General features: G+C 52.3%; 22 protein-coding genes. 12 read left to right on the top strand and 10 right to left on the bottom strand.

Annotated features, from left to right (window positions below; all coding sequences use genetic code 11):
• Positions 1-7 precede the first annotated feature (7 nt).
• Both OGV75_RS21125 and fghA read right to left on the bottom strand, forming a co-directional pair.
• The gene (locus OGV75_RS21125; protein ID WP_286481147.1) at positions 8-1,993 is read right to left on the bottom strand and encodes a ligand-gated channel protein; all 1,986 of its coding nucleotides are present in this window, start codon (positions 1,991-1,993) and stop codon (positions 8-10) included.
• 348 nt (positions 1,994-2,341) lie between these two features.
• Positions 2,342-3,178 carry an S-formylglutathione hydrolase gene (fghA, locus tag OGV75_RS21130; protein ID WP_049042014.1) on the bottom strand — a complete coding sequence of 279 codons (837 nt, stop codon included), beginning with the start codon at positions 3,176-3,178 and terminating at the stop codon, positions 2,342-2,344.
• 321 nt (positions 3,179-3,499) lie between these two features.
• Between fghA and folE the strand changes: the two genes are divergently transcribed.
• The 6 genes from folE to mglC all read left to right on the top strand — a co-directional run bounded on the left by folE (position 3,500) and on the right by mglC (position 10,420).
• Complete coding sequence (folE, locus tag OGV75_RS21135; protein ID WP_003027410.1) at positions 3,500-4,168, top strand: GTP cyclohydrolase I FolE; 669 nt, start codon at positions 3,500-3,502, stop codon at positions 4,166-4,168.
• A gap of 14 nt (positions 4,169-4,182) precedes the next feature.
• Entirely contained in the window at positions 4,183-5,340 is a 1,158-nt protein-coding gene (gene yeiB, locus OGV75_RS21140; protein ID WP_220222158.1) for a DUF418 domain-containing protein YeiB, read from the top strand.
• A 144-nt stretch (positions 5,341-5,484) separates the two neighbouring features.
• Entirely contained in the window at positions 5,485-6,510 is a 1,026-nt protein-coding gene (galS, locus tag OGV75_RS21145; protein WP_016153720.1) for an HTH-type transcriptional regulator GalS, read from the top strand.
• Positions 6,511-6,803: 293 nt separating this feature from the next.
• Complete coding sequence (gene mglB / locus OGV75_RS21150; protein ID WP_016153719.1) at positions 6,804-7,802, top strand: galactose/glucose ABC transporter substrate-binding protein MglB; 999 nt, start codon at positions 6,804-6,806, stop codon at positions 7,800-7,802.
• Between the two features lie 71 nt (positions 7,803-7,873).
• Positions 7,874-9,394, top strand: a complete 1,521-nt coding sequence (gene mglA / locus OGV75_RS21155) for a galactose/methyl galactoside ABC transporter ATP-binding protein MglA (RefSeq protein ID WP_016153718.1) — start codon at positions 7,874-7,876, stop codon at positions 9,392-9,394.
• 15 nt (positions 9,395-9,409) lie between these two features.
• The gene (mglC, locus tag OGV75_RS21160; protein WP_003027393.1) at positions 9,410-10,420 is read left to right on the top strand and encodes a galactose/methyl galactoside ABC transporter permease MglC; all 1,011 of its coding nucleotides are present in this window, start codon (positions 9,410-9,412) and stop codon (positions 10,418-10,420) included.
• A gap of 57 nt (positions 10,421-10,477) precedes the next feature.
• Here the strand turns inward: mglC and preA are convergent, their stop codons facing one another.
• From preA to OGV75_RS21200, 8 genes are all read right to left on the bottom strand, one after another.
• Positions 10,478-11,713, bottom strand: coding sequence for an NAD-dependent dihydropyrimidine dehydrogenase subunit PreA (gene preA / locus OGV75_RS21165; protein ID WP_019077224.1), 1,236 nt, complete (start codon positions 11,711-11,713; stop codon positions 10,478-10,480).
• Complete coding sequence (locus OGV75_RS21170; RefSeq protein WP_047359171.1) at positions 11,707-12,948, bottom strand: NAD(P)-dependent oxidoreductase; 1,242 nt, start codon at positions 12,946-12,948, stop codon at positions 11,707-11,709. The genes preA and OGV75_RS21170 overlap by 7 nt, the downstream gene beginning before the upstream one ends.
• 232 nt (positions 12,949-13,180) lie before the next feature.
• Positions 13,181-13,420 carry a DUF2542 family protein gene (locus OGV75_RS21175; protein WP_016153715.1) on the bottom strand — a complete coding sequence of 80 codons (240 nt, stop codon included), beginning with the start codon at positions 13,418-13,420 and terminating at the stop codon, positions 13,181-13,183.
• Positions 13,421-13,422: 2 nt separating this feature from the next.
• Positions 13,423-14,142 (bottom strand): outer membrane permeability protein SanA, encoded by a 720-nt coding sequence (gene sanA, locus OGV75_RS21180; RefSeq protein ID WP_016153714.1) that lies wholly within the window; start codon positions 14,140-14,142, stop codon positions 13,423-13,425.
• Between the two features lie 181 nt (positions 14,143-14,323).
• Entirely contained in the window at positions 14,324-15,208 is an 885-nt protein-coding gene (cdd, locus tag OGV75_RS21185; protein ID WP_047359170.1) for a cytidine deaminase, read from the bottom strand.
• A 148-nt stretch (positions 15,209-15,356) separates the two neighbouring features.
• Complete coding sequence (locus OGV75_RS21190; protein ID WP_016153712.1) at positions 15,357-16,052, bottom strand: CidB/LrgB family autolysis modulator; 696 nt, start codon at positions 16,050-16,052, stop codon at positions 15,357-15,359.
• Positions 16,049-16,447 carry a CidA/LrgA family protein gene (locus tag OGV75_RS21195; RefSeq protein WP_016153711.1) on the bottom strand — a complete coding sequence of 133 codons (399 nt, stop codon included), beginning with the start codon at positions 16,445-16,447 and terminating at the stop codon, positions 16,049-16,051. The genes OGV75_RS21190 and OGV75_RS21195 overlap by 4 nt, the downstream gene beginning before the upstream one ends.
• A 131-nt stretch (positions 16,448-16,578) precedes the next feature.
• Positions 16,579-17,487 (bottom strand): LysR substrate-binding domain-containing protein, encoded by a 909-nt coding sequence (locus tag OGV75_RS21200; RefSeq protein WP_016153710.1) that lies wholly within the window; start codon positions 17,485-17,487, stop codon positions 16,579-16,581.
• 126 nt (positions 17,488-17,613) lie between these two features.
• Here OGV75_RS21200 and mhbT point away from each other — a divergent pair, with 126 nt between their 5' ends.
• The 6 genes from mhbT to dusC all read left to right on the top strand — a co-directional run bounded on the left by mhbT (position 17,614) and on the right by dusC (position 23,611).
• Positions 17,614-18,972 (top strand): 3-hydroxybenzoate transporter MhbT, encoded by a 1,359-nt coding sequence (gene mhbT, locus OGV75_RS21205; protein ID WP_286481148.1) that lies wholly within the window; start codon positions 17,614-17,616, stop codon positions 18,970-18,972.
• A gap of 11 nt (positions 18,973-18,983) precedes the next feature.
• Positions 18,984-20,021 carry a gentisate 1,2-dioxygenase gene (gene gtdA, locus OGV75_RS21210; RefSeq protein WP_019077221.1) on the top strand — a complete coding sequence of 346 codons (1,038 nt, stop codon included), beginning with the start codon at positions 18,984-18,986 and terminating at the stop codon, positions 20,019-20,021.
• 15 nt (positions 20,022-20,036) lie between these two features.
• Positions 20,037-20,738, top strand: coding sequence for a fumarylacetoacetate hydrolase family protein (locus tag OGV75_RS21215; RefSeq protein WP_049041063.1), 702 nt, complete (start codon positions 20,037-20,039; stop codon positions 20,736-20,738).
• An 8-nt stretch (positions 20,739-20,746) separates the two neighbouring features.
• A complete protein-coding gene (gene maiA / locus OGV75_RS21220) occupies positions 20,747-21,391 on the top strand; it encodes a maleylacetoacetate isomerase (RefSeq protein ID WP_131405214.1) in 645 nt (214 codons plus the stop codon).
• A gap of 14 nt (positions 21,392-21,405) precedes the next feature.
• On the top strand, positions 21,406-22,599 hold the full coding sequence (locus tag OGV75_RS21225; RefSeq protein WP_047359167.1) for a 3-hydroxybenzoate 6-monooxygenase: 1,194 nt from the start codon (positions 21,406-21,408) through the stop codon (positions 22,597-22,599).
• Positions 22,600-22,660: 61 nt separating this feature from the next.
• Entirely contained in the window at positions 22,661-23,611 is a 951-nt protein-coding gene (gene dusC / locus OGV75_RS21230) for a tRNA dihydrouridine(16) synthase DusC (protein WP_286481150.1), read from the top strand.
• Positions 23,612-23,869: the final 258 nt, after the last annotated feature.

The raw sequence follows: 23,869 nt of genomic DNA on the forward strand, positions 1-23,869 counted from the left end.
GCCAGACTTAGAAGCTGTAAGTCAGGCCAACCGTGTAACGACGACCATCGAGAACAGTGTCGTAGGTATCGTAATCGATTTGCTTATCCAGCACGTTATACACGCCAGCGGTCATCAGCAGATCTTTGTTAGCATAATAGCGTAAACCAACATCGACCTGAGTATAGGACGGGGTGCCCTGCGCCATGGAGGTACGGCTCAGGTATTCAGACGTTTTCCCTCGCAGATTCAGACGGCTCCAGAAACCGAGATCCTGCGTGGCCTGCCAGTCCAGCGTGGTGTTGAACATATGCTTTGGCATTTTGTTCAATGGCTGACCGGAGAACTGACCGCTTTTCTGTTCAGATTCCGTGTAAGTGTAGTTCGCCGTCCAGTTGATGTCGGAAGTCATCTTCCAGCCGAAAGTGGATTCTACGCCGCGCATATTGGCTTTATCGACGTTAACGCGATCGCTGACGAAGTCATAGTGGGTATTGCCGATGGTACAGGCCGGATCGGAGCTGCTGTTACAGCGGCGCACTTCGGTGTTTTTGTCTTTGAAGTCAGTATTGAACAGCGTGACGCCCGCGTTGAGATCGTTGCCGTTATCCCACAGTAAACCGATCTCTTCGCTGAGGCTTTTCTCCGGCTTCAGGTCCGGGTTGCCGACAATGATTCCGTTCAGTCTACCGCCGCCGGTGACCTGTCCCCAACTGGCAGACGACTGGCGCAGATCCGGTGCGCGATAGCCCGCTGAAACGCCGCCTTTTAAGGTCCATTGATCGCTCAGATGCCATACGCCATAACCGCGCGGCGTCCAGTTGTCGCCGTAGTTTTCATCTTTATCCATACGCAGACCGCCAGTCAGCGTGAAGGTATCGGTAACGGCCCACTCATCTTCAGCAAACAGCGCCCAGCTCCAGCGGGTCAGTTTGTTCAGTCCATCAGCAGCTTGCAGCTGGTTGCCGTTATCACTCAGTTTTTCATAACGGTATTGCCCGCCCAACGTCAGGGTGTGCGCCCCAAGGAAGACCTGGTTCTGGTTATTGAAAATCGTGTTGTAGGACTTCATCTGGCGACCTGGGTTTTCGGTCTCTTCCTGCTGGACATAGCTGGTGGAGTTGAAGTCGTCGTAATAACCGCTGTGGGTTAGTGAATACGTTGTGTGCACATACTTGTTTTCGCTTTTACTGTTGGGCTTGCAGCTTCCGTTGCGGCAGCTTTCCTCGGCCATGGATTTGCCTGGCGTACTGTCGCGATCCTGCAGTTCACGTGCGTAATCGAAGTCGATGTCATTTTTATCATCTGGCGTAAAGTTCAGGGTTAAGCCCCCGTTACGCATACGCTGTTCATTGTAGCCATTGAGGATTTTGTCCTCCGCCCGATGAGAGAATAATCCGGTCACTTTTGCGCCGAGTAATCCGTCAATCAGTGGCCCAGACGCATAGGCGTTGGTCTGATAAATATCGCCGGAGTCTCTGTCTTCCTGGAAAGTGGCATCGCCGTGCAGAGAGCCGGTCCAGGCTTTGGTATTCGACACTTTCTTGGTGATGACGTTGATGACGCCGCCCATCGCATCGGAGCCGTACAGAGATGACATTGGGCCACGGATTACCTCGATACGCTCGATGGATTCCAGCGGGGGCAGCCAACCTTGCTCAATACCTGAGTTGTCGCTGTTAGGACGTGTGCCGCGTGTGCTGATGCGTTTACCATTGACCAGGAAGAGCGTGTATTGCGAAGCCATACCACGAATACTGATATCGCTGCTGCTACCCCCGCCGGTGACGACGACGCCAGGGACATCTTTTAGCGCATCGGTAACATCGCGATAGGCTTTGTCCTCAATCTGCTGCTTGGTAATAACAGATATCGAAGCGGGAGCGTCCTGAATTTTCTGCTCGAAGCCAGTGGCGGTAACCACCACGGTGTCTTGTTCAGCGGCATGCCCGAGTGATGGGAGACTGGCGACGCATACTGCGGCAGCTACAGCCTTAACGTGAGGTATAGTCATTTGTATCATTCCATTTAAATGAATTTACCCGGCATACTTCAAGTTGCAGATGCGTGGCTACGCGCGTTCATACAACTCGAATTATTTAGGGTAACGATCAGCGCGTCATGTGAAAGGCCATGACAATTGTATGTATTTGTCTTTTAAGGACTCTTTTCAGTAAAGAAGCGAATGGATTGTACAAAAGTATGAATGTTTGTAAACACAAATGATAATCGAAATCATTTGTGTTTGATATTGTTTTGAGGGTAATGCTTTTTAAATCAATAGGATAGTGGAGAAAGAAAAAAGGAGAAAAAGTGAAGGAATGATGGAGAAATGAAGAGGGCTGGCGCCCTCACTCAGGCGTTACTTCAACAAATACTGGGCGTGGAAGCGCAGGTGATCCTCAATAAACGACGCAATAAAGTAATAGCTATGGTCGTAACCTGGCTGGATGCGTAGCGTCATTGGCCATGCGGTTTGACGGGCCGTTTCGGCCAGCACCGCGGGTTGCAGCTGATCGGCGAGAAACTGATCGCTGTCTCCCTGATCAATAAGCGTCGGAATCGCGTCTGCGGGCTTGCTGGCCAACATTAACTCGCAGCTGTCCCACGCGGCCCACTGTGATTTATCTTCACCCAGATACGCGCTAAAAGCCTTCTCCCCCCACGGAACGCGGCAAGGATTTACGATCGGTGCAAAGGCGGAAATGCTGGTGTATTTCCCGGGATTTTTCAGCGCCATAATCAATGCGCCGTGACCGCCCATGGAGTGTCCACTGATGGCGCAGCGATCGCTGACGTTAAACTGCGATTGAATCAGTGCCGGCAGCTCATCACGCAGATAGTCATACATGCGAAAATGCGTTGCCCATGGCTGTTGGGTAGCATTGAGGTAAAATGCCGCCCCCTGGCCTAAATCGTAGCCATCATCATTGGCAACCTGCTCGCCGCGCGGACTGGTGTCCGGCATCACCAGTACAATGCCCAGCTCAGCCGCGATGCGTTGTGCGCCGGCTTTAGTCGTGAAGTTTTCATCATTGCATGTCAGACCCGACAGCCAGTACAGCACCGGAGGCGGGGTGTTATCGCGCGGGGGAGGAAGAAAAATACTGAAGGTCATGGTGCAATTTAACGTGGCGGAGTCGTGACGCCAGCGTTGCTGCCAGCCTTCAAAACAGCGGTGCTCTTCAAGCATTTCCATGCGGGGCTCCTTGTTGTGTTGAACCTGAATATGTTTGCGAACTCACCATAATACAGATTATTCATGGCACTGTGAGCAACTTTCACTTCCGCATTGAGCAAACATACTTCATCATCTATATAACTTTACGTTAACACTCGACGTCACCGGGTAGAACGACAAGTGAAATCGCTACGCTGAAAGGCTGTGCCAATTTCAATAATTATCGCGGTGAATACTGGATTATGTGCGCCGCCTCACGCACAATGTTCTGGCTGTGATACAGCCTAAAAACTTTGCCCCATGCAGGGCAGAGGCGCCCCACCTGCAGGAGAAGAAGAAATGTCATCACTCAGTAAAGAAGCGGCCCTGGTTCATGAAGCGCTGGTCGCGCGTGGTCTTGAAACGCCACTACGCCCGCCCGTGCAAGAGATGGATAACGAAACGCGCAAACGTCTTATCTCGGGCCATATGACCGAGATTATGCAGTTGCTCAATCTCGATTTGAGCGATGACAGTTTGATGGAAACTCCGCATCGCATTGCGAAAATGTATGTCGATGAGATTTTCTCCGGCCTCGACTACGCCAACTTCCCGAAAATTACCGTCATTGAAAACAAAATGAAGGTGGACGAGATGGTCACGGTTCGCGATATCACGCTGACCAGCACCTGCGAACACCACTTTGTTACTATCGATGGCAAAGCGACGGTGGCGTATATCCCAAAAGATTCGGTCATTGGTCTGTCGAAGATTAACCGCATTGTGCAGTTTTTCGCACAGCGTCCGCAGGTACAGGAACGTCTCACCCAGCAAATTCTCACCGCGCTGCAAACGCTGCTCGGGACGAATAATGTGGCGGTGTCGATTGATGCGGTACATTACTGTGTGAAAGCGCGTGGCATTCGCGATGCGACCAGTGCGACCACGACCACTTCTCTTGGCGGATTGTTTAAGTCCAGCCAGAACACGCGTCAGGAATTCCTGCGCGCAGTACGTCATCACAACTGATTAGGGCAGGGACCATGGAGCGTAATGTCACGCTGGATTTTATTCGTGGCGTCGCCATTCTTGGTATCCTGCTTCTCAATATTAGCGCCTTTGGCTTGCCAAAGGCGGCATACCTCAATCCCGCGTGGTATGGCAACATCACCTTATCCGACGCCTGGACCTGGGCGCTGCTCGATCTCTTTGCGCAGGTAAAATTCCTCACGCTGTTTGCGCTGCTGTTCGGTGCCGGTCTGCAAATGCTGCTCCCGCGCGGTAAACGCTGGATCCAGTCGCGGCTTACGCTGCTGGTTCTATTGGGTTTTATTCACGGTTTACTCTTCTGGGATGGCGATATCCTGCTGGCATATGGCTTAATCGGCCTGATTTGTTGGCGGTTGATCCGTGATGCGCCGTCGGTGAAAAGCTTATTTAACACCGGCGTACTGCTTTATCTGGTGGGCGTTGGCGTATTGCTGCTGCTGGGGGTAATCTCCGGGAGTGAGACCAGTCGTGCCTGGACGCCGGATGCCTCAGCGTTGCTGTATGAAAAATACTGGAAAATAAACGGTGGAATGGAAGCCGTCAGCAATCGCGTGGATATGATGTCCAATAGCTTGCTGGCGCTGGGCGCACAGTACGGCTGGCAACTGGCGGGGATGATGCTGCTCGGCGCGGCATTGATGCGCAGCGGTTGGTTAAAAGGGCAGTACAGCTTACAGCATTACCGACGCACCGGTGTATTGCTGGTCATTCTCGGGATGGCGATTAACCTGCCTGCTATCGTCGCTCAGTGGCATCTGGACTGGGCATATCGCTGGTGTGCCTTCTTGCTACAAGCCCCGCGAGAGCTGGGCGCGCCGTTGCAAACCATTGGTTACGCCGCGCTGATGTTCGGCCTCTGGCCGCAGCTTAGCCGCTTAAAATGGGTCATTGCCATCGCCTGTGTGGGGCGCATGGCATTAACTAACTATCTGTTACAAACCTTAATCTGCACCACGCTGTTTTACCAGGTCGGCTTATTTATGAAATTTGACCGACTGGAGCTGCTGTATTTCGTCATTCCGGTTTGGGCCGTTAACCTACTTTTCTCCGTCATATGGCTACGTTTTTACCGCCAGGGTCCGGTGGAATGGCTGTGGCGTCAATTAACCCTGCGTGCTGCGGGGACATCATTGCCGCGTACATCCAGATAACGATCTGGATCACATTCATTAACAAAACGGATGTAAGCGCTTTCATTCCTGTGACATCTCTCACGCAGTGCGTTTCATTGTGCTGACAAAATACCCAGCCTGGGGTGTCTGCGGGCAACCGCAATCTAAAACAGGGCAGTGAATATGATCACCATACGTGATGTGGCACGACAGTCTGGCGTTTCTGTAGCCACCGTTTCCCGCGTACTGAACAACAGTGCGCTGGTGAGTCCCGATACGCGTGAAGCGGTAATGAAGGCAGTTACTCTGCTGGGCTATCGACCTAATGCCAACGCGCAAGCGCTGGCGACGCAGGTGAGCGACACGATTGGTGTTGTGGTCATGGATGTATCAGACGCCTTTTTTGGCGCGCTGGTAAAAGCCGTGGATATGGTTGCCCAGCAGCATCAGAAGTATGTCCTGATTGGCAACAGCTATCATGAGGCTGAAAAAGAACGTCATGCCATTGAGGTGTTGATTCGTCAGCGCTGTAACGCACTGATTGTACACTCGAAAGCACTGAGCGATCGGGAACTCGCCGAGTTTATGGATCAGATCCCCGGTATGGTGCTGATCAACCGTCTGGTGCCGGGGTACGCCCACCGCTGCGTCTGTCTGGATAACATCAGCGGTGCCAAAATGGCGACCCGAATGCTGCTGAATAATGGTCATCAACGCATCGGTTATCTGGCGTCAAGCCATCGCATTGAAGATGACACCATGCGCAAAGAAGGGTGGTTAACAGCCCTGAAAGAGCAGGGGATTGTTGCGGCAGAAAGTTGGGTCGGCACCGGTTCGCCCGATATGCAAGGCGGAGAGTCTGCGATGGTAGAACTGCTGGGACGTAACTTACAACTGACGGCGGTTTTCGCCTATAACGACAATATGGCTGCCGGCGCGCTGACCGCGCTAAAAGACAACGGCATCGCTATTCCATTACACCTTTCTATCATTGGCTTTGATGATATTCCTATCGCGCGTTACACCGATCCGCAACTGACCACCGTACGCTATCCCATTGCCTCCATGGCAAAAATGGCGACGGAGCTTGCGCTACAGGGGGCTGCAGGCACGTTAGACCCGGAGGCGACGCATTGCTTTATGCCGACGCTGGTGCGTCGCCATTCTGTGGCGCTTCGGCAGAATGCGGCACCGATCACTAACTCATAACGTTGCGCGATGTAACCGCTTTCAATATGTGAGTAAATTCACAGTATATTAACAATGCGATAGCTATGATGACACTGTTTGTTGCGCTGTAACTACTATGTAACGGTGAATAATCACTTTCACCGAGGTATAGGTGCCTTAAACAAAAATTAAAGCCTGTTTTTGGAGCGTTGCCAGACACGGAAGAAATATTTTTTAAAAGTGAGCTTCGGCGTTCAGTAACACTTCAGTAACGTTCTGCCTGCCGAGCATTTATCTCAAGTACTACCCTGCATAATAAAACCGGAGATACCATGAATAAGAAGGTGTTGACCCTGTCTGCTGTAATGGCAAGCATGTTATTCGGCGCGGCTGCGCACGCTGCTGATACCCGCATTGGTGTGACTATCTATAAGTATGACGATAACTTTATGTCTGTAGTACGTAAGGCTATTGAAAAAGATGCCAAAGCGGCGCCAGATGTACAGCTGCTGATGAATGACTCGCAGAACGACCAGTCCAAACAAAACGACCAGATCGACGTGCTGCTGGCAAAAGGCGTTAAGGCACTGGCGATTAACCTGGTTGACCCGGCAGCGGCAGGCACGGTCATTGAAAAGGCACGCGGGCAGAACGTACCGATCGTGTTCTTTAACAAAGAACCTTCTCGTAAGGCGCTGGACAGCTATGACAAAGCGTTTTACGTCGGTACCGACTCTAAAGAGTCCGGTATTATTCAGGGTGATTTGATCGCCAAACACTGGGCAGCGAACCCGAACTGGGACCTGAACAAAGACGGCAAAATTCAGTTTGTTCTGCTGAAAGGCGAACCGGGACACCCGGACGCTGAAGCACGTACCACTTACGTGATTAAAGAGCTGAACGATAAAGGCATTAAAACTGAGCAACTGCAGTTAGATACTGCAATGTGGGATACCGCTCAGGCAAAAGATAAAATGGATGCGTGGATGTCAGGTCCGAACGCCAACAAAATCGAAGTGGTTATCGCAAACAACGATGCGATGGCAATGGGCGCAGTTGAAGCGCTGAAAGCGCACAACAAAACCAGCGTACCGGTATTTGGTGTGGATGCGCTGCCTGAAGCGCTGGCTCTGGTGAAATCTGGCGCAATGGCTGGTACCGTGCTGAACGACGCCAACAACCAGGCGAAAGCCACCTTCGATCTGGCGAAAAACCTGGCTGACGGCAAAGGTGCGGCAGATGGCACTAACTGGAAAATTGAGAACAAAATTGTTCGCGTTCCGTATGTAGGTGTCGATAAAGATAATCTGGCAGAGTTTACCAATAAGTAAATACTCCGTCTTTGGGCGCAATGTCATTGCGCCCTTAATAACGCACTCTGCAAGGCCAACAAGGTATAATTATGGTCAGCACACATACTCAGTCGTCAGGCGAATACTTGTTGGAAATGACCGGCATCAACAAGTCCTTCCCCGGCGTTAAGGCTCTTGATAATGTCAATTTAAAAGTCCGCCCACATTCCATTCATGCCTTAATGGGGGAGAATGGCGCGGGGAAATCAACATTATTGAAATGTCTTTTCGGCATCTATCAAAAAGATTCCGGTAGTATTTTATTTCAGGGTAAAGAAATCGATTTTCATTCTGCTAAAGAAGCGCTTGAAAATGGTATTTCGATGGTACACCAGGAATTAAACCTGGTATTACAACGTTCTGTGATGGATAACATGTGGCTGGGACGCTATCCCACCAAAGGCATGTTTGTCGATCAGGACAAAATGTACCGCGATACCAAAGCGATATTTGATGAGCTGGATATTGATATCGATCCGCGTGCGCGTGTTGGTACATTATCCGTTTCTCAAATGCAGATGATTGAAATTGCGAAAGCGTTCTCCTATGACGCAAAAATCGTCATTATGGATGAGCCAACGTCATCGTTAACCGAGAAAGAAGTTAATCATCTGTTTACCATTATCCGTAAGCTGAAAGAGCGTGGATGCGGTATTGTTTATATTTCTCACAAGATGGAAGAAATCTTCCAGCTATGCGATGAAATTACCGTGCTGCGCGATGGCCAGTGGATTGCGACCCAGCCGCTGGAAGGGCTGGATATGGATAAGATCATCTCCATGATGGTCGGCCGTTCACTGAACCAACGTTTTCCGGATAAAGAAAACAAACCCGGTGAAGTCATTCTACAAGTACGTAACCTGACCTCGCTGCGTCAGCCGTCGATTCGTGATATCTCGTTTGATTTGCACAAAGGGGAAATTCTCGGGATTGCCGGGCTGGTCGGCGCAAAACGTACTGATATCGTTGAAACGCTTTTTGGTATTCGTGAGAAATCATCGGGTACGATTACGCTACACGGCAAAAAGATTAATAACCACAGCGCAAATGAGGCCATTAACCATGGTTTTGCACTGGTCACGGAAGAGCGCCGCTCAACCGGTATTTACGCGTATCTGGATATTGGTTTTAACTCGTTAATCTCCAATATCCAAAACTATAAAAATAAAGTTGGTCTGCTGGATAATTCCCGCATGAAGAGTGATACCCAGTGGGTAATTGACTCAATGAGGGTGAAAACGCCGGGCCATCGAACACAAATCGGTTCACTGTCCGGTGGTAATCAGCAAAAGGTGGTTATTGGTCGCTGGTTATTAACGCAGCCAGAAATCCTGATGTTAGATGAACCCACGCGTGGTATCGATGTCGGCGCGAAATTTGAAATTTATCAGCTGATTGCTGAACTCGCGAAAAAGGATAAGGGGATTATTATTATTTCCTCTGAAATGCCGGAGCTGCTAGGTATTACCGATCGTATTCTGGTGATGAGCAATGGTCTCGTTGCCGGAATTGTTGACACTAAAACAACAACGCAAAACGAAATCCTCCGTCTTGCGTCTTTGCACCTTTAAGATTAGGGGCTCCTCATGAGTGCGTTAAATAAGAAAAGTTTTCTTACTTATCTGAAAGAAGGCGGAATTTACGTTGTTCTTTTGGTTTTGCTGGCGATTATTATTTTCCAGGATCCCACTTTCTTAAGCTTACTGAACCTGAGTAATATTCTGACGCAATCCTCGGTGCGTATTATTATCGCATTGGGTGTGGCCGGGCTGATTGTTACCCAAGGGACAGACCTGTCGGCGGGACGTCAGGTTGGCCTGGCGGCAGTCGTGGCGGCAACCTTGCTACAGTCGATGGAGAACGCCAACAAGGTGTTCCCGGAAATGGCTACAATGCCAATCATCGTAGTCGTGCTGATTGTTTGCGTTATTGGCGCCATTATCGGTCTGGTGAACGGTATTATCATTGCTTATCTGAATGTGACGCCGTTTATTACCACCCTGGGTACGATGATCATCGTTTACGGGATCAACTCCCTGTACTACGACTTTGTCGGCGCATCACCAATTTCTGGCTTTGACAGCGGATTCTCCACCTTCGCACAGGGCTTTATTGCGCTGGGTAGTTTCCGCCTCTCCTACATTACCTTCTATGCGCTGATTGCGGTGGCGTTTGTCTGGGTGCTGTGGAACAAGACCCGCTTCGGTAAAAACATTTTCGCCATCGGCGGAAACCCTGAAGCCGCGAAAGTGTCCGGGGTCAACGTTGCGCTGAACCTGCTGATCATCTATGCGTTGTCTGGCGTGTTTTATGCCTTCGGTGGTTTGCTCGAAGCCGGGCGTATCGGCTCGGCGACTAACAACCTCGGCTTTATGTATGAGCTGGATGCGATTGCGGCGTGCGTGGTTGGCGGCGTGTCGTTCAGCGGCGGGGTCGGAACCGTGTTTGGCGTGGTGACCGGTGTGATTATCTTCACCGTCATCAACTACGGTCTGACCTACATTGGCGTGAACCCTTACTGGCAGTACATTATCAAGGGCGGCATTATCATCTTCGCGGTCGCGCTGGACTCACTGAAGTACGCGCGTAAAAAGTAATCGTATACCGCAAAAAGCCCGGTGCAGCGTAATCTGTACCGGGCTTTTTTGTCAGCGTTACAACGTTAACGCATGCTCTTTCTCACCGGATTTAAATTTCACCTCACCCAGCTCAATACAGGCTACCGGGCAAACGTGCCCACACAACAGGCATCCCACACATTTTTCTGTGTTGCAATGCGGTGTGCGGGTTTCCTCATTCCATTCCATCGCCTGATGTCCGCCGTCATAACAGGAGATGTAGCAGCGGCCACAGCCAACGCATTTATCAAGATGAATGTTCGGGTAGACGATGTAGCTACGGTCAAGATCCTCCGCGGGGATGATATTGGCATTGGCAAGACCAACCATCTCCTCCAGTGAGTCAAACCCTTGATCGGCGAGGTAATGTGACAGCCCGCTGGTCATGTCCTCCACAATCCGGTAGCCATACTGCATGATCCCGGTGGTCACCTGCAGCGTGGCCGCGCCTAACAGTAAAAACTCGGCGGCATCTTCCCAGGTCTCAATTCCCCCGATGCCGCTAATCGGGAAATCGCGCAGTTCAGGGTGCATGCGCAGTTGTTGGATAAATCGCAAAGCAATAGGTTTAACGGCCTTGCCGGAGTAGCCGGAAATACTGGATTTACCGTTGACGATCGGCATCCCGATTTTTCGGTTCAGATCGATATTCGTGATGGATTTAACCGTATTGATGGTCGCGATACCGTCGGCACCTCCGTGTTTTGCTGCCAGAGCCACCTCACACATATCACCAATGTTCGGTGTCATTTTCGCCAGCATCGGCAGGGACGAGCCGCGTTTAACGGCCCGACAATACTTTTCAACCAGCTCAGGGCTTTGCCCGACATCGCTACCCATGGCATGTGAGGTCATTTGCGGGCACGAGAAGTTACACTCGATCATGTCTGCACCCGCGTCTTCAACCAGGCGGGCCAGTTCCTGCCATTGCTGCTCATTTTCCCCCATAATCGACGCAATTAGGACTTTGTCCGGGTAGTCCTGTTTTAGTCGACGAATTGCGGCCAGATTCTCCTCCAGCGGATGCTCGGCAATTTGTTCCATGTTTTTGAAGCCAATAAAGCCGGTATCTTCTTTGGTGAGATGGTCAAAGCGTGGGGAGACTTCATTAGCAATAAAGAACCCGATCGTTTTAAAAACAATGCCACCCCAGCCGCTATCATAGGCTTTGGCGCACATTTCATAGCAGTTGCCCACCGGAGAGGAAGAGAGGCAGAACGGGTTGGGGAATTTGACGCCGCAAAAAGTAATAGAAAGATCTTTCGTTAACATGAGCAAGCTCCCTCTAAATAGTGATGAATGGCCTGAGCGGCTTCTTTTCCCGTTTTCACGGCGTAAACAACGGTTTTATCGCCTTTAACAATATCGCCCGCAGCAAACAGAGCCGGATCGGCGGTTTGATAATTGTGCGTATCGATAAGATTGCGCTGTGGCTTTAACATGGCGAAATTATCAAGCTGAGCATGTTGGCCGACGGCGAGAATAATCTGTTCGGCTTCAAGCGTGAGTTCTCCTGGCAGGCGTACGTGCTTAAAGGTGACTCGATTTCCGCTAACCGCCACGGGCGTGAAGCCGTCAATTATCGACACCCCTAAAGCCTGTGTGCTGCTGAATTCTTTGTCGCTGGCCGGGAAGTCGGCGAGTTCTTCACGCGCGACACAGGTGACTGACGGGCAGCCAAGCAGCTTCAACGTACTGGCGACATCCATCGCCACGTCGCCACCGCCGATGATTAATGCACTTTGTGCGACGGTAATATCGCCGTTGGATTGCCGGGCTCGTTGCAGAAAATCGACGGCGATTTCGACGTGATTCGCCCTCTCAAACAGAGGCAACGTTGAACCGTAAGACATCCCTACGGTAACCAGTACGGCGCGGTATTCTGCTTTGAGTTGCTCAACGGAAAGGGCATTGCCGACTTCACAATTGCACTTGATGGTCACGCCCATTTCAACGATACGGGCAATTTCAAGATCCAAAACTGCTTGCGGCAGACGAAACTCAGGAATGCCATAACGCAACCAGCCACCTGGCTGGGCCTGTTTTTCGAAGATTGTGACATCATAACCAAGATTACTTAGCGTTACGCTGGCCTGTAACCCTGCCGGACCCGCCCCGATGATAGCTACCTTGCCGAGCGTTTTTGTTGCCGGCTGATAGATTTTCATTGCGGTCTGCTGTTCAAAATCGGTAATAAAGCGTTGCAGACGTGCAATATCGATAGGTTTATCAATTCCTGAGCGCGTACATCCGCGCTGGCATAATTTTTCGGTTGGGCAAACCCGGGCGCACACCGCACCGAGCGCATTATTTTCGCGGATAGTTTCGGCAGCGCCTTTAAAATTACGAAAATAAATAGAGCGAATAAATTTCCCTGGGTCTGTTTGCGCCGGGCAATCATGACTACAGGGGGCGTCGTGACATAATAAACAGCGAGAAGCCTCTTTTATTGCTAATAATGGGGTAAAAGCAGGCGTGAGCTCATCCAGATAATTTTGTTGTGGCATATTTTCTTCCTTAATGCTTGAGTAAATTAAGGCAAACCGTTAATAACAAAATATAAAAAGTGAAGGCTATTCTTAAGGCTAAGCACTGCAGGAAGAGTATTCTGTGAAAGGATTCACAAATAGAAGATAGTCTGAGGGAAATGCTGGCGGGCAGCATTAATCCCTTACATTGAAATGGTAACTATTATCAAAATATTAGCTATTCTCAAATGCTAATATAAAGGAAAATTCTCTATCGATAAAAGACTAAGTAAATAACCATCCCGAAGGATAAACATCCGCACCCGGCATAAACCAGCACATAAGACCAAAATTGCAGGGGCTCTTGATTGCGATAAGCGTAAACCGGTTCGCGCGCATTCTTTTTAATTTTATCTACTGCCCCAGAGCGCCAGCCTTTCCATGCTTCGCGAAAACAAAATACGGGAATGAGCAGAAAGGCCAACACGACGAAAAGGGTTTGTACATCCATGCTTATTTTCCTTGTTTCTTTTGTAATTCGAGTAGTTGTTCAGGCGTGACCGCCGGATATCCCTGTGCATCGTCCGGTACCTGATGCATGGTAGGGATGGGCACCAGCGGGCCTAAAAAGCGGGGTTCACGTTTGAAAATATAGAGATCGGCCAGTGCGCCAAAGCGGGCGCCAAATTCACGTACCCGCACGGTGAGCATATCTTTTGGTGAGGGCACCGCATAGCACTGGGCCTGGATGCCCATATGCAGCGCAATAAACAAGGCGCGCTCACAGTGGAATCGCTGAGTAATAATGATGAAATCGTTGGTATCGAACACCTTGCGGGTTCGTACAATTGAATCGAGCGTCCGGAACCCGGCGTAATCAAGCACTATGTCAGCGGGATCGACACCTGCGGCAATCAGATCTTTACGCATCGTCATGGGTTCGTTGTAGCTTTGCTGCGCGTTGTCGCCGCTCAGCAGCAGATAGTTTACCTTTCCACTGTTATAGGCGTTCAATGCGCCCTGAATGCGGTAGCGGTAATACTGGTTGATGACGCCGGTGCGATAGTATTTCGCCGTGCCCAGGACCACACCGACCTGGCGATAGGGTAAATCCTGCAATTCGTCGTAGATGTAGGGAGCCGTCTTCCAGCTCATCCACCTGTCGAGCCCAAGCACAGTCAAAAGCAGCAAGCCTACCAGGACTAACAGGCTGTAAAACACGCGCTTTAACATGCAGAAAACTCGTTATTTGGATGGAATTTCAATCAGGCTACTGTACCGGAAGACGTAGCGCAAGAAACAGCAATCTGATTGAGGGGATTTTCAGCAAAACGGCCCTGTTGGATGGTAGCAACAGCAAATCTGGCCGACAACCTCGAGCGATTGCAGGCCAGATAAGCGTAGCGCCAGGCAATTAACCGAGCAGCACGCGCTCAATATTATTGCAGCCCAGCGCTTTCAGGGTAGCGGAGGTCGCATCCCACTGAATCAACGGCGCATCGGCTTTTTCAGCCAGCACAGCACGCTGGATATCCGGGTAGTCATAACCGTTAAGGTTCAACAGGTTTAACGCGCCTTGCAGCGGCGGCAGGGTCGGGTTGAAGGCGGCATTTTCCGCATAGCTACCGCTAAAAATTCGACCATCTTTACATTCCAGCGCCACGCCGCTTGGGGAGTTGCTGTACGGCATATGACATCTGTTGGCGGCGGTGATAGCCGCTTGGGTCAACGCATCGCCCTGCAGCGCGAAGCCGTGATCCTGATCGTCCATCAGCAGCGTTTTAATCTCCAGATCTTTCGGTCCGAAGGCGTCTGGCAGGTAATCGCGCAGCACGTGTGGCGCACGTCCCGGCAGATGAATACGTAAATCCAGTCCGCTGTTCAGTTCGTTCATAAACTGGCGACAGTGGCCGCACGGCGTGTAGTTGACGGTGATGGCGGCGAGCCCTTTTTCACCGCGCAGCCAGGCATGGCTGATGGCGCTTTGCTCGGCATGAACGGTTTGCTGCATGGTCGCCCCCAGGAACTCCATGTTCCCACCGAAGTACCAGGTGCCGCTGATGCCGCGAGAAATTGCCCCAACGTTGAAGTTGGACAGCGGAGTACGCGCGCAGGCCGCAGCCAGCGGCAATAGAGCGAATGCCAGCGCGTCTTCGTCCAGTCCCGATTCGCGTTGCAGCAAAGAGACCTGCTCAGCAGTCAGCATGGCGGGGAAATGCGCATCCGCCAGAACAGGCGCCAGGGCTGATTGCAAGTTATCCGCGAGTTGGGCAAAAGCAGTTTGAAAACGTGGATGCATGGCGATGCCTCATAACAATGTAATGGAATCGTAGTTTACGGGCCTGTTACGGCTTTATATGTGATCCAAATCTCATTGTGTATGCAACTTATGAAACTTAAATTAAAAATGTGCAACGCATCGCAAATAATTAGCCAAAAACTGAAGGTTAACCGACCAGGGCCAGAATAATCGGGAACAGGAATGGGGCGACCAACGAGGTGATAATGCCGCAAATAACCAGCGCCAGAGAGCTAAACGCGCCTTCCTGATAGTCCAGCTCTGCACAGCGTGCGGTACCCAGGGCGTGCGAAGCGGTACCCATAGCCAGTCCACGTGCGGCTTTGGTGCGAATACGCATCGCATTGAGCAAAGTATGACCAAACACAGCCCCGAGGATACCAACAAAAATGACGCACACGGCGCTGATGGCCGGAATACCACCAATGCTGCCTCCCACTGCCATAGCGATAGGCGTGGTTACCGATTTCGGCATGATTGACGCAGCAATTTGCGGCGATGCGCCCATCAACAAGGCGATTGTTGTACCTGTAACCATCGCCACAACGCTCCCCGCAAAGCAGATGGCAATAATTGATTTCCAGCGAGCGCGAATCTGGTGCAGCTGTTCGTATAACGGATAGGCCAGCGCGACCACGGCAGGTTGGAGTAAATCGTTCAGCACCTCACTGCCTTTGAAATAGTGATCGTAGGGAATTCCGGTCAGCATCAGAATGGGAATGATCACCACCATGGCGACCAGTAGCGGGTTCAATAGCGGCATTTTAAATCGTGCAGCCAGCTTACGTGCGCCAAAAAATACCGCCAGCGTAAGGGGTAACGACCACCAGATATACGACATCATTCTTTAGACCCTTTTTGCCCAACGATTTTGCGCTCACCGTGCACAATGTGAGAACTCCAGCTCACCACCAGGAAAACGACCAGCGTACTGATGGTACAGGACACCACCACCGGACCAAATTGTGCACGGAGCAGATCAAAGTACTGCATGATCCCCACGCCAATCGGGACAAACAGCAGGGCCATATAGCGAATCAGCACATAGCAGCCGGGGTTAACCCATTTTGCCGGTAGCACCTGCAAAGCCAGTAAGACAAACAGAATCAGCATGCCGATAATGCTGCCCGGAATGGTGATGGGGAGTAGCGATGCAAGAAAAATACCTGCATAGAGGCAGGCATAAATCAGGACGAATGCGCGCAAATATTGCCAGATAATGTTCAGTGCTTTGCTCATAGTTGAAACCCTTGACGAGACTGATTCATCATACAATTAAACTTCAAAACGTGCTACCGATCACATCATGAATTCTAAGCATAGAAGAAATAGATATCTGGAACATCGGGCGATGGCCCTAACTGTTCACGTTAAACCTGTGCCAGGTAATACAGAAAACGATTCAGGGCGGTCGTGGGTGTTTCATTATTGCGCCAGAACACGCCTACGCTGCCTTTTTGTTCAATCTTCGGCAGATTCAGGATAGCCAGCTGTCCCTGGGCGGCATAACGCTGCGCCAGGCGTAGAGAAAGAATAGAGATCATGTCGCTACTTTGCAGCAGGTTGGTGCTGACGTTTATCGACGCCGACTCAATGATGTTTTCCGGTAGCATGACGCCGTTATCTACCAGCGCGTTGTCAATGCTTATCCGGATGGGCGTTCCCGTCGGCCAGACAATCCAGCGCCAGTTAGCCAGATCATGCCAGGTGAGCAGGGGATATTTTGCCAGTGGATGGTCGGGGCGCGCGACGAAACAGACCGGCTCGGTATACAGCACCTGGTAATTGAGCGGCAACTGAAGCGCCCGGCCACCGACGCGTCCGACCACCACATCCACCGAACCCGCGAGCAGATCGTGCAGCAGCGGGGTCATCACCTTCTCTTCAATATTAAGATGCAAGGTCGGCAGCTCTGTGAGCAAACCCAGTATCGCCTGTGAAACGCAGTCCGTCGCCACCGGCGAGCAGCCAATCTTCAGACTCCCTACCAGGCCGCCCTGCTTAAAACGGGCGATTTCATACTGTGAACGTTCCATATCATTGATCAGGCGTTGGGCATGCTGCAGTAGCAGCTTGCCGCCTTCTGAAGGGCGTAAGCCTTTGCTATGACGTTCAAAGAGTGTGATACCCATCTCATCTTCGAGCTGTGATAACCATTTTGACAACGCTGGCTGGGTGATATTCATCATTCGGGCGACGTGAGTCAAATTCCCCTGTTCGCCCAGCGCAATAAGCGTTTGCAGGTGGTGTAACTTAAGTTTCTGCGCCCAGTTAGCCATTTGCTATAACCTCCAGGTTATGCCTCTGCATGAAAAGCCATTGTACATTTCATCTCCAAACATACAAAGTCGCAACATACCTAAAACAAAACAGACATCTACTCTACCTGCACTGAGGCATTCACTATGACTCAACAACGTGATTTACAAGCACTGATCGATTCCGCCCCCGTCGGTAAGACCCAGTGGCGCGTTATCATTTGCTGTTTTTTGGTCGTCATGCTCGACGGTTTTGATACTGCAGCTATTGGTTTTATCGCGCCCGACATTCGCACCCACTGGCAACTGACGGCCGGAGATCTGGCGCCGTTGTTTGGCGCAGGCCTGCTGGGTCTGACCGCTGGCGCACTGCTCTGCGGTCCGCTATCGGATCGTTTTGGCCGCAAACGGGTGATTGAACTCTGCGTGGCGCTGTTCGGCGCACTGAGCCTGATCTCGGCTTTTTCCCCCGACCTACAAACGCTGGTTATTTTGCGCTTCCTTACCGGGTTAGGCCTGGGCGGCGCGATGCCAAATACTATCACTATGACCTCAGAATACCTGCCAGCGCGTCGGCGTGGCGCACTGGTCACCATGATGTTCTGCGGTTTTACCCTGGGCTCGGCGATGGGCGGGATTGTCAGCGCACAGCTGGTGCCGGTTATTGGCTGGAACGGCATCCTGGTGCTGGGAGGCGTGCTACCGCTGATGCTGTTTGTGGCTCTGCTGTTTGCGCTGCCGGAATCCCCGCGCTGGCAGGTTCGTCGTCAGTTGCCGCAAAACGTGATTGCCAGAACCGTCAGCGCCATCACCCGGGAACGTTATGACAATACCCAATTTTATCTCAACGAGGGCGCCGCGATTGCCAAAGGCAGCATTCGCCAGCTGTTCGTCGGGCAACAGTTGCCCATTACCCTGATGTTATGGGTGGTGTTCTTTATGAGCCTGCTGATCATTTATCTGCTCTCCAGCTGGATGCCAACGCTGCTTAACCATCGCGGAATTGACCTGCAGCATGCCTCATGGGTGACCGCCGCCTTTCAGATTGGCGGTACGCTCGGTGCGCTGGTGCTGGGAGTGCTGATGGATAAATACAACCCTTTCCGCGTGCTGGCAGTGAGCTATGCGCTGGGTGCGGTGTGTATTGTCATGATTGGTCTGAGCGAGAACGGCCTGTGGCTGATGGCGCTGGCCATTTTTGGCACCGGCATCGGCATCAGCGGTTCGCAGGTGGGCCTGAATGCTTTAACCGCCACGCTTTATCCGACGCAGAGCCGGGCCACGGGCGTCAGCTGGTCTAATGCGATTGGCCGCTGCGGCGCGATTGTCGGCTCGCTCTCCGGCGGCGTGATGATGGCGATGAATTTCTCATTCGATAACCTGTTTTTCATTATTGCCGTTCCGGCGGCCATCAGCGCGGTGATGCTTATGCTGCTGACGGTTGTTATCCGCCAGTCGGCCTCTGTCCCTGACGCGTTGTCACGCGTAGGCATCGTGAACAAATAAGGAGAATCTCTATGTCAGAACTTAATCAGGATGTTAAGAACAGCCGTCAGCAGTTTTACCAGCATATTTCCGGGCAGAATCTGACCCCGCTGTGGGAGTCGCTGCACCGCCTGGTACCGCCAACGCCGAACGCACATTGTGCTCCTGCGTACTGGAACTATCAGGAGATCCGCCCGCTGCTGCTGGAAAGCGGCGATCTGATTGGCGCGAAAGAGGCGATTCGTCGCGTACTGGTGCTGGAAAACCCCATGCTGCGCGGACAGTCTTCAATCACCCCAACGCTGTACGCCGGATTGCAGTTAATCATGCCGGGCGAGGTTGCGCCGAGTCACCGGCATAATCAGTCTGCGCTGCGCTTTATTGTCGAAGGGAAAGGGGCATTTACTGCGGTGGATGGCGAGCGCACCCAAATGCATGAAGGCGATTTTATTCTGACGCCACAGTGGCGCTGGCACGACCACGGCAACCCAGGCAGTGAACCGGTGGTGTGGCTGGACGGTCTGGATCTGCCACTGGTGAATCTGCTGGGTTGCGGCTTTGCGGAAGATTACCCGGAGGATCAGCAGCCGGTCACGCGTAAGGAAGGGGATTACTTACCACGCTACGCGGCCAATATGCTGCCGCTGCGTCATCAGAAGGGTAACTCATCGCCAATTTTCAACTATCGCTACGATCGCAGCCGTGAAGCGCTGCATGACCTGACCCGCATGGGCGACGCCGATGAGTGGGACGGTTACAAGATGCGTTACGTCAACCCGGTAACCGGTGGTTATCCCATGCCTTCAATGGGGACCTTTTTACAACTGTTGCCGAAGGGCTTTTCCTCGCGGATGGCGCGTACCACCGACAGCACTATCTATCACGTGGTGGAAGGAAGCGGGCAGGTCACCATCGGCACCGAGATCTTCAATTTTTCGCCAAAAGATATCTTCGTGGTGCCAACCTGGCACGGCGTGTCATTCCAGGCCCACGAAGATGCCGTCTTATTTAGTTTTTCGGACAGACCGGTTCAGGAAGCGCTGGGGTTGTTCCGTGAAGCACGTTATTAATTTGGGAGAGAGAAAATGACGCAATACGTATTCGAACCACAAGCGCCTGTTACCGTTCCGGTCGTTGGCAGTAATGAACAGTTTCCCGTGCATCGCGTTTACTGCGTGGGCCGCAACTATGCCGCTCATGCACGTGAAATGGGTTTTGATCCGGATCGCGAACCGCCGTTCTTCTTCTGTAAACCTGCCGATGCGGTGGTTCCGGTGGCGGCCGGTCAAACCCTCGAGCTGCCATACCCGTCGCAGACCGATAACTATCACTATGAGATAGAGCTGGTGGTGGCGATCGGTAAAAAGGGCAGCGATATACCGCTGGAAAAAGCGCACGAATATATCTGGGGCTATGCCACTGGTCTGGATATGACCCGCCGCGACAGGCAGATGGAGATGCGCCAGATGGGGCGTCCGTGGGAAATCGGCAAAGCATTTGATCTCTCAGCCCCCATCGCGCCACTGCATAAAGCCAGCGAAAGTGCGGATGTTAACAACGCGCCTATCTGGTTGCAGGTCAACGGCGACGATCATCAGCGTAGCGATATTCGCCACCTCATCTGGTCCGTTAATGAAACCATTAGCTATCTGTCCGGCTTTTTCGAACTACAGCCGGGTGATTTGATCTACACAGGCACGCCAGAGGGCGTGGGCGCAGTGGTGAAAGGAGATGTGATCACCGGCAATGTAGACGGTTTAACCCCCATCGCTGTGAAGATTGTCTGAGGTGGATGATGAAGCTGTACAGTTTCTTTAACAGCTCCGCGTCATATCGCGTACGCATTGCGCTGGCGCTGAAGGGGCTTGATTACCAGACGGTGGGCGTCAACATTCGCATCGGTCAGCAGAACGAGCTGGCCTACCGGCGGATGAACCCGGTAGGGCTTGTACCGACGCTGGTCACTGATGAGGGAGAATCACTCGGGCAGTCGCTGGCAATAACCGACTGGCTGGATGGTCACTTTCCGCAGTCGCCGCTGCTGCCAGCCGACTTCCCGACGCGCAGCCGGGTGCTGGAAATTGTTTATGCCATCGCTTGTGATATCCATCCCGTGAATAACATGCGGGTACTGCGCTACCTGAGCGAAGAGCTAAAGGTCAGTGAAGAGGATAAAAAACGCTGGTATGCGCACTGGATCCAGCAAGGGTTAAGTGCGGTTGAACAGATGCTGCGCCAGAGTCAGTCGGGGACGTTCTGCGTGGGGGATGCGCCGACGCTGGCGGATTGCTGTCTGATCCCACAGTGGGCGAACGCGTTACGTATGGGCTGTGATCTGAGCGGGTATCCGCGCTGTAAGGCGGTATATGATGCCTGTACCCAGCTTCCGGCGTTTATCGCCGCCGCGCCCGAGAATCAACAAGACAAAATTCCAGCCTGATAAGGAGAACGACAATGGCTAAAGTGACACGCGCAATTATCGTGGGTGGCGGGATTGGCGGCGCGGCGACCGCGCTGTCGCTGGCCCGTCAAGGCATTAAAGTGATGTTGCTGGAGAAAGCGCACGAGATTGGTGAGATTGGTGCGGGCATTCAGCTCGGGCCGAACGCGTTTTCTGCTCTGGACAGCCTTGGCGTGGGTGACGTCGCTCGCAAGCGCGCCGTTTTTACCGATCACATCACCATGATGGATGCGGTAAACGCGAAAGAGGTTGTACGCATTGAAACCGGGCAGGCGTTCCGCGATCACTTTGGCGGTCCTTATGCGGTTATCCATCGGGTTGATATTCATGCTTCTGTCTGGGAAGCAGCACTGGTTCATCCCAACGTTGAGTATCGCACTTCAACTAACGTGGTTGATATTCGCCAGACAGAAGATGATGTGACGGTCTTTGATGAGCACGGTAACAGCTGGACAGCGGATATTTTGGTGGGCTGTGACGGTGTGAAGTCGGTTGTGCGTCAGTCTCTGATTGGCGATGCGCCACGCGTGACCGGGCACGTGGTCTATCGCGCGGTGATTGATTGCGATGATATGCCGGAAGATTTGCGCATTAACGCGCCGGTGCTATGGGCCGGACCGCACTGCCACCTGGTGCACTATCCACTGCGCGGCGGCAAGCAGTATAACCTGGTGGTGACCTTCCACAGTCGTCAGCAGGAGGAGTGGGGGGTGAAGGATGGCAGTAAAGAGGAAGTGCTCTCCTATTTTGCCGGTATTCATGCGCGTCCGCGTCAGATGCTGGATAAGCCGACCTCATGGCGTCGTTGGTCCACCGCTGACCGCGAACCGGTAGAGAAATGGGGGACCGACCGCATTACGCTGGTGGGTGATGCTGCGCATCCGGTGGCACAATATATGGCGCAGGGTGCCTGTATGGCGCTTGAAGATGCCGTCACTCTTGGTAAGGCGTTACAGCAGTGTGACGGCGATGCGGCTGATGCCTTTGCCTTGTATGAGTCGGTGCGTATTCCGCGTACTGCGCGCATCGTCTGGTCGACGCGCGAAATGGGACGTGTGTACCACGCCGCAGGCGTCGAGCGCCAGGTGCGTAATCTGCTGTGGAAAGGCAAATCTCAGGCGGAATTTTATCGTGGTATGGAATGGCTGTACGGCTGGAAAGAAGATAACTGCCTGTTGCCGCGCTGAGCCTCTTTAATCTCCCGAACGGAGGCGCTACCATAGCGCCTCTTTTTTTGCGGGTGACGATATGCGTGTTTTACTGGCGCCGATGGAAGGCGTGCTCGACTCACTGGTGCGCGAGCTGCTGACTGAAGTGAATGATTACGATCTGTGCATCACCGAGTTTGTGCGCGTGGTGGATCAGCTCCTGCCGGCAAAAGTATTCCATCGGCTCTGCCCGGAACTGCATAACAATAGCCGGACGCCATCCGGCACGCGGGTGCGCATACAGTTGCTGGGGCAGTATCCGCAGTGGCTGGCGGAGAACGCGGCGCGCGCGGTAGAACTGGGCTCGTTTGGTGTCGATCTGAACTGTGGCTGCCCGTCGAAGCTGGTCAACGGCAGCGGCGGTGGCGCAACGTTATTAAAAGATCCTGAACTCATCTACCGGGGCGCAAAAGCCATGCGCGAGGCGGTGCCTGCGCATCTGCCCGTGACGGTGAAAGTGCGTCTGGGCTGGGACAACAGCGACAGGCAGTTTGAAATTGCTGATGCCGTTCAGCAGGCTGGCGCCAGCGAGCTGGCGGTGCATGGCCGAACCAAGGAACAGGGCTATAAGGCCGAGCATATCAACTGGCAGGCGATCGGTGAGATCCGCCAGCGGCTTACCATTCCGGTTATCGCAAATGGCGAAATCTGGGACTGGCAAAGCGCTCAAGACTGTATGGCTATCAGCGGATGTGAGGCGGTGATGATTGGCCGTGGGGCATTAAATATTCCGAACCTGAGTCGTGTGGTGAAGTACAACGAGCCGCGTATGCCGTGGCCTGATGTCGTGATGCTATTGCAAAAATATACCCGTCTTGAAAAGCAGGGTGATACCGGGCTGTATCACGTGGCGCGGATTAAACAATGGTTAGGGTATTTGCGTAAAGAATACTCAGAAGCAACCGCGCTGTTTCAGGAAATTCGCGCATTAAACAATTCACCGGATATCGCGCGCGCGATTCAGGCCATTGATATCGCTAAATTGCATTAACACATTAATCGGCCACCGGAGTGGAAGTACTTGTCGATGAAGAATTATTGAGGACATGTGATTCTTGCTCAGGGTTCCGTTCACCTCAGCGGAGTCATTTCTCTGAAGCGCAGATAACCGTGAACGCGCAAGGGAGACTCACGGCGGGAAAATCGTCGCTACGCGATTCATTCGTCTTAACGCCTCATCGATTTTCAGCCGGACCGGGGTCATCGCTGCAACGCACTGACTTCCAGTTAAATCTGTTTTGCTGTTCAG

It is taken from the genome of Citrobacter sp. Cb028 (genome assembly GCF_030336705.1).
Taxonomy (GTDB): domain Bacteria; phylum Pseudomonadota; class Gammaproteobacteria; order Enterobacterales; family Enterobacteriaceae; genus Citrobacter; species Citrobacter braakii.

Bases quoted from the DNA above. Each gene is read 5' to 3' on its own strand.
- mglB (WP_016153719.1), top strand. From the start codon at position 6,804: ATGAATAAGAAGGTGTTGACCCTGTCTGCTGTAATGGCAAGCATGTTA.
- dusC (WP_286481150.1), top strand. From the start codon at position 22,661: ATGCGTGTTTTACTGGCGCCGATGGAAGGCGTGCTCGACTCACTGGTG.
- OGV75_RS21225 (WP_047359167.1), top strand. From the start codon at position 21,406: ATGGCTAAAGTGACACGCGCAATTATCGTGGGTGGCGGGATTGGCGGC.
- OGV75_RS21125 (WP_286481147.1), bottom strand. From the start codon at position 1,993: ATGACTATACCTCACGTTAAGGCTGTAGCTGCCGCAGTATGCGTCGCC.
- mhbT (WP_286481148.1), top strand. From the start codon at position 17,614: ATGACTCAACAACGTGATTTACAAGCACTGATCGATTCCGCCCCCGTC.
- sanA (WP_016153714.1), bottom strand. From the start codon at position 14,142: ATGTTAAAGCGCGTGTTTTACAGCCTGTTAGTCCTGGTAGGCTTGCTG.
- OGV75_RS21200 (WP_016153710.1), bottom strand. From the start codon at position 17,487: ATGGCTAACTGGGCGCAGAAACTTAAGTTACACCACCTGCAAACGCTT.
- maiA (WP_131405214.1), top strand. From the start codon at position 20,747: ATGAAGCTGTACAGTTTCTTTAACAGCTCCGCGTCATATCGCGTACGC.
- cdd (WP_047359170.1), bottom strand. From the start codon at position 15,208: ATGCATCCACGTTTTCAAACTGCTTTTGCCCAACTCGCGGATAACTTG.
- gtdA (WP_019077221.1), top strand. From the start codon at position 18,984: ATGTCAGAACTTAATCAGGATGTTAAGAACAGCCGTCAGCAGTTTTAC.
- yeiB (WP_220222158.1), top strand. From the start codon at position 4,183: ATGGAGCGTAATGTCACGCTGGATTTTATTCGTGGCGTCGCCATTCTT.
- preA (WP_019077224.1), bottom strand. From the start codon at position 11,713: ATGTTAACGAAAGATCTTTCTATTACTTTTTGCGGCGTCAAATTCCCC.
- OGV75_RS21175 (WP_016153715.1), bottom strand. From the start codon at position 13,420: ATGGATGTACAAACCCTTTTCGTCGTGTTGGCCTTTCTGCTCATTCCC.
- OGV75_RS21170 (WP_047359171.1), bottom strand. From the start codon at position 12,948: ATGCCACAACAAAATTATCTGGATGAGCTCACGCCTGCTTTTACCCCA.
- OGV75_RS21195 (WP_016153711.1), bottom strand. From the start codon at position 16,447: ATGAGCAAAGCACTGAACATTATCTGGCAATATTTGCGCGCATTCGTC.
- mglA (WP_016153718.1), top strand. From the start codon at position 7,874: ATGGTCAGCACACATACTCAGTCGTCAGGCGAATACTTGTTGGAAATG.
- mglC (WP_003027393.1), top strand. From the start codon at position 9,410: ATGAGTGCGTTAAATAAGAAAAGTTTTCTTACTTATCTGAAAGAAGGC.
- fghA (WP_049042014.1), bottom strand. From the start codon at position 3,178: ATGGAAATGCTTGAAGAGCACCGCTGTTTTGAAGGCTGGCAGCAACGC.
- OGV75_RS21190 (WP_016153712.1), bottom strand. From the start codon at position 16,052: ATGATGTCGTATATCTGGTGGTCGTTACCCCTTACGCTGGCGGTATTT.
- folE (WP_003027410.1), top strand. From the start codon at position 3,500: ATGTCATCACTCAGTAAAGAAGCGGCCCTGGTTCATGAAGCGCTGGTC.
- galS (WP_016153720.1), top strand. From the start codon at position 5,485: ATGATCACCATACGTGATGTGGCACGACAGTCTGGCGTTTCTGTAGCC.
- OGV75_RS21215 (WP_049041063.1), top strand. From the start codon at position 20,037: ATGACGCAATACGTATTCGAACCACAAGCGCCTGTTACCGTTCCGGTC.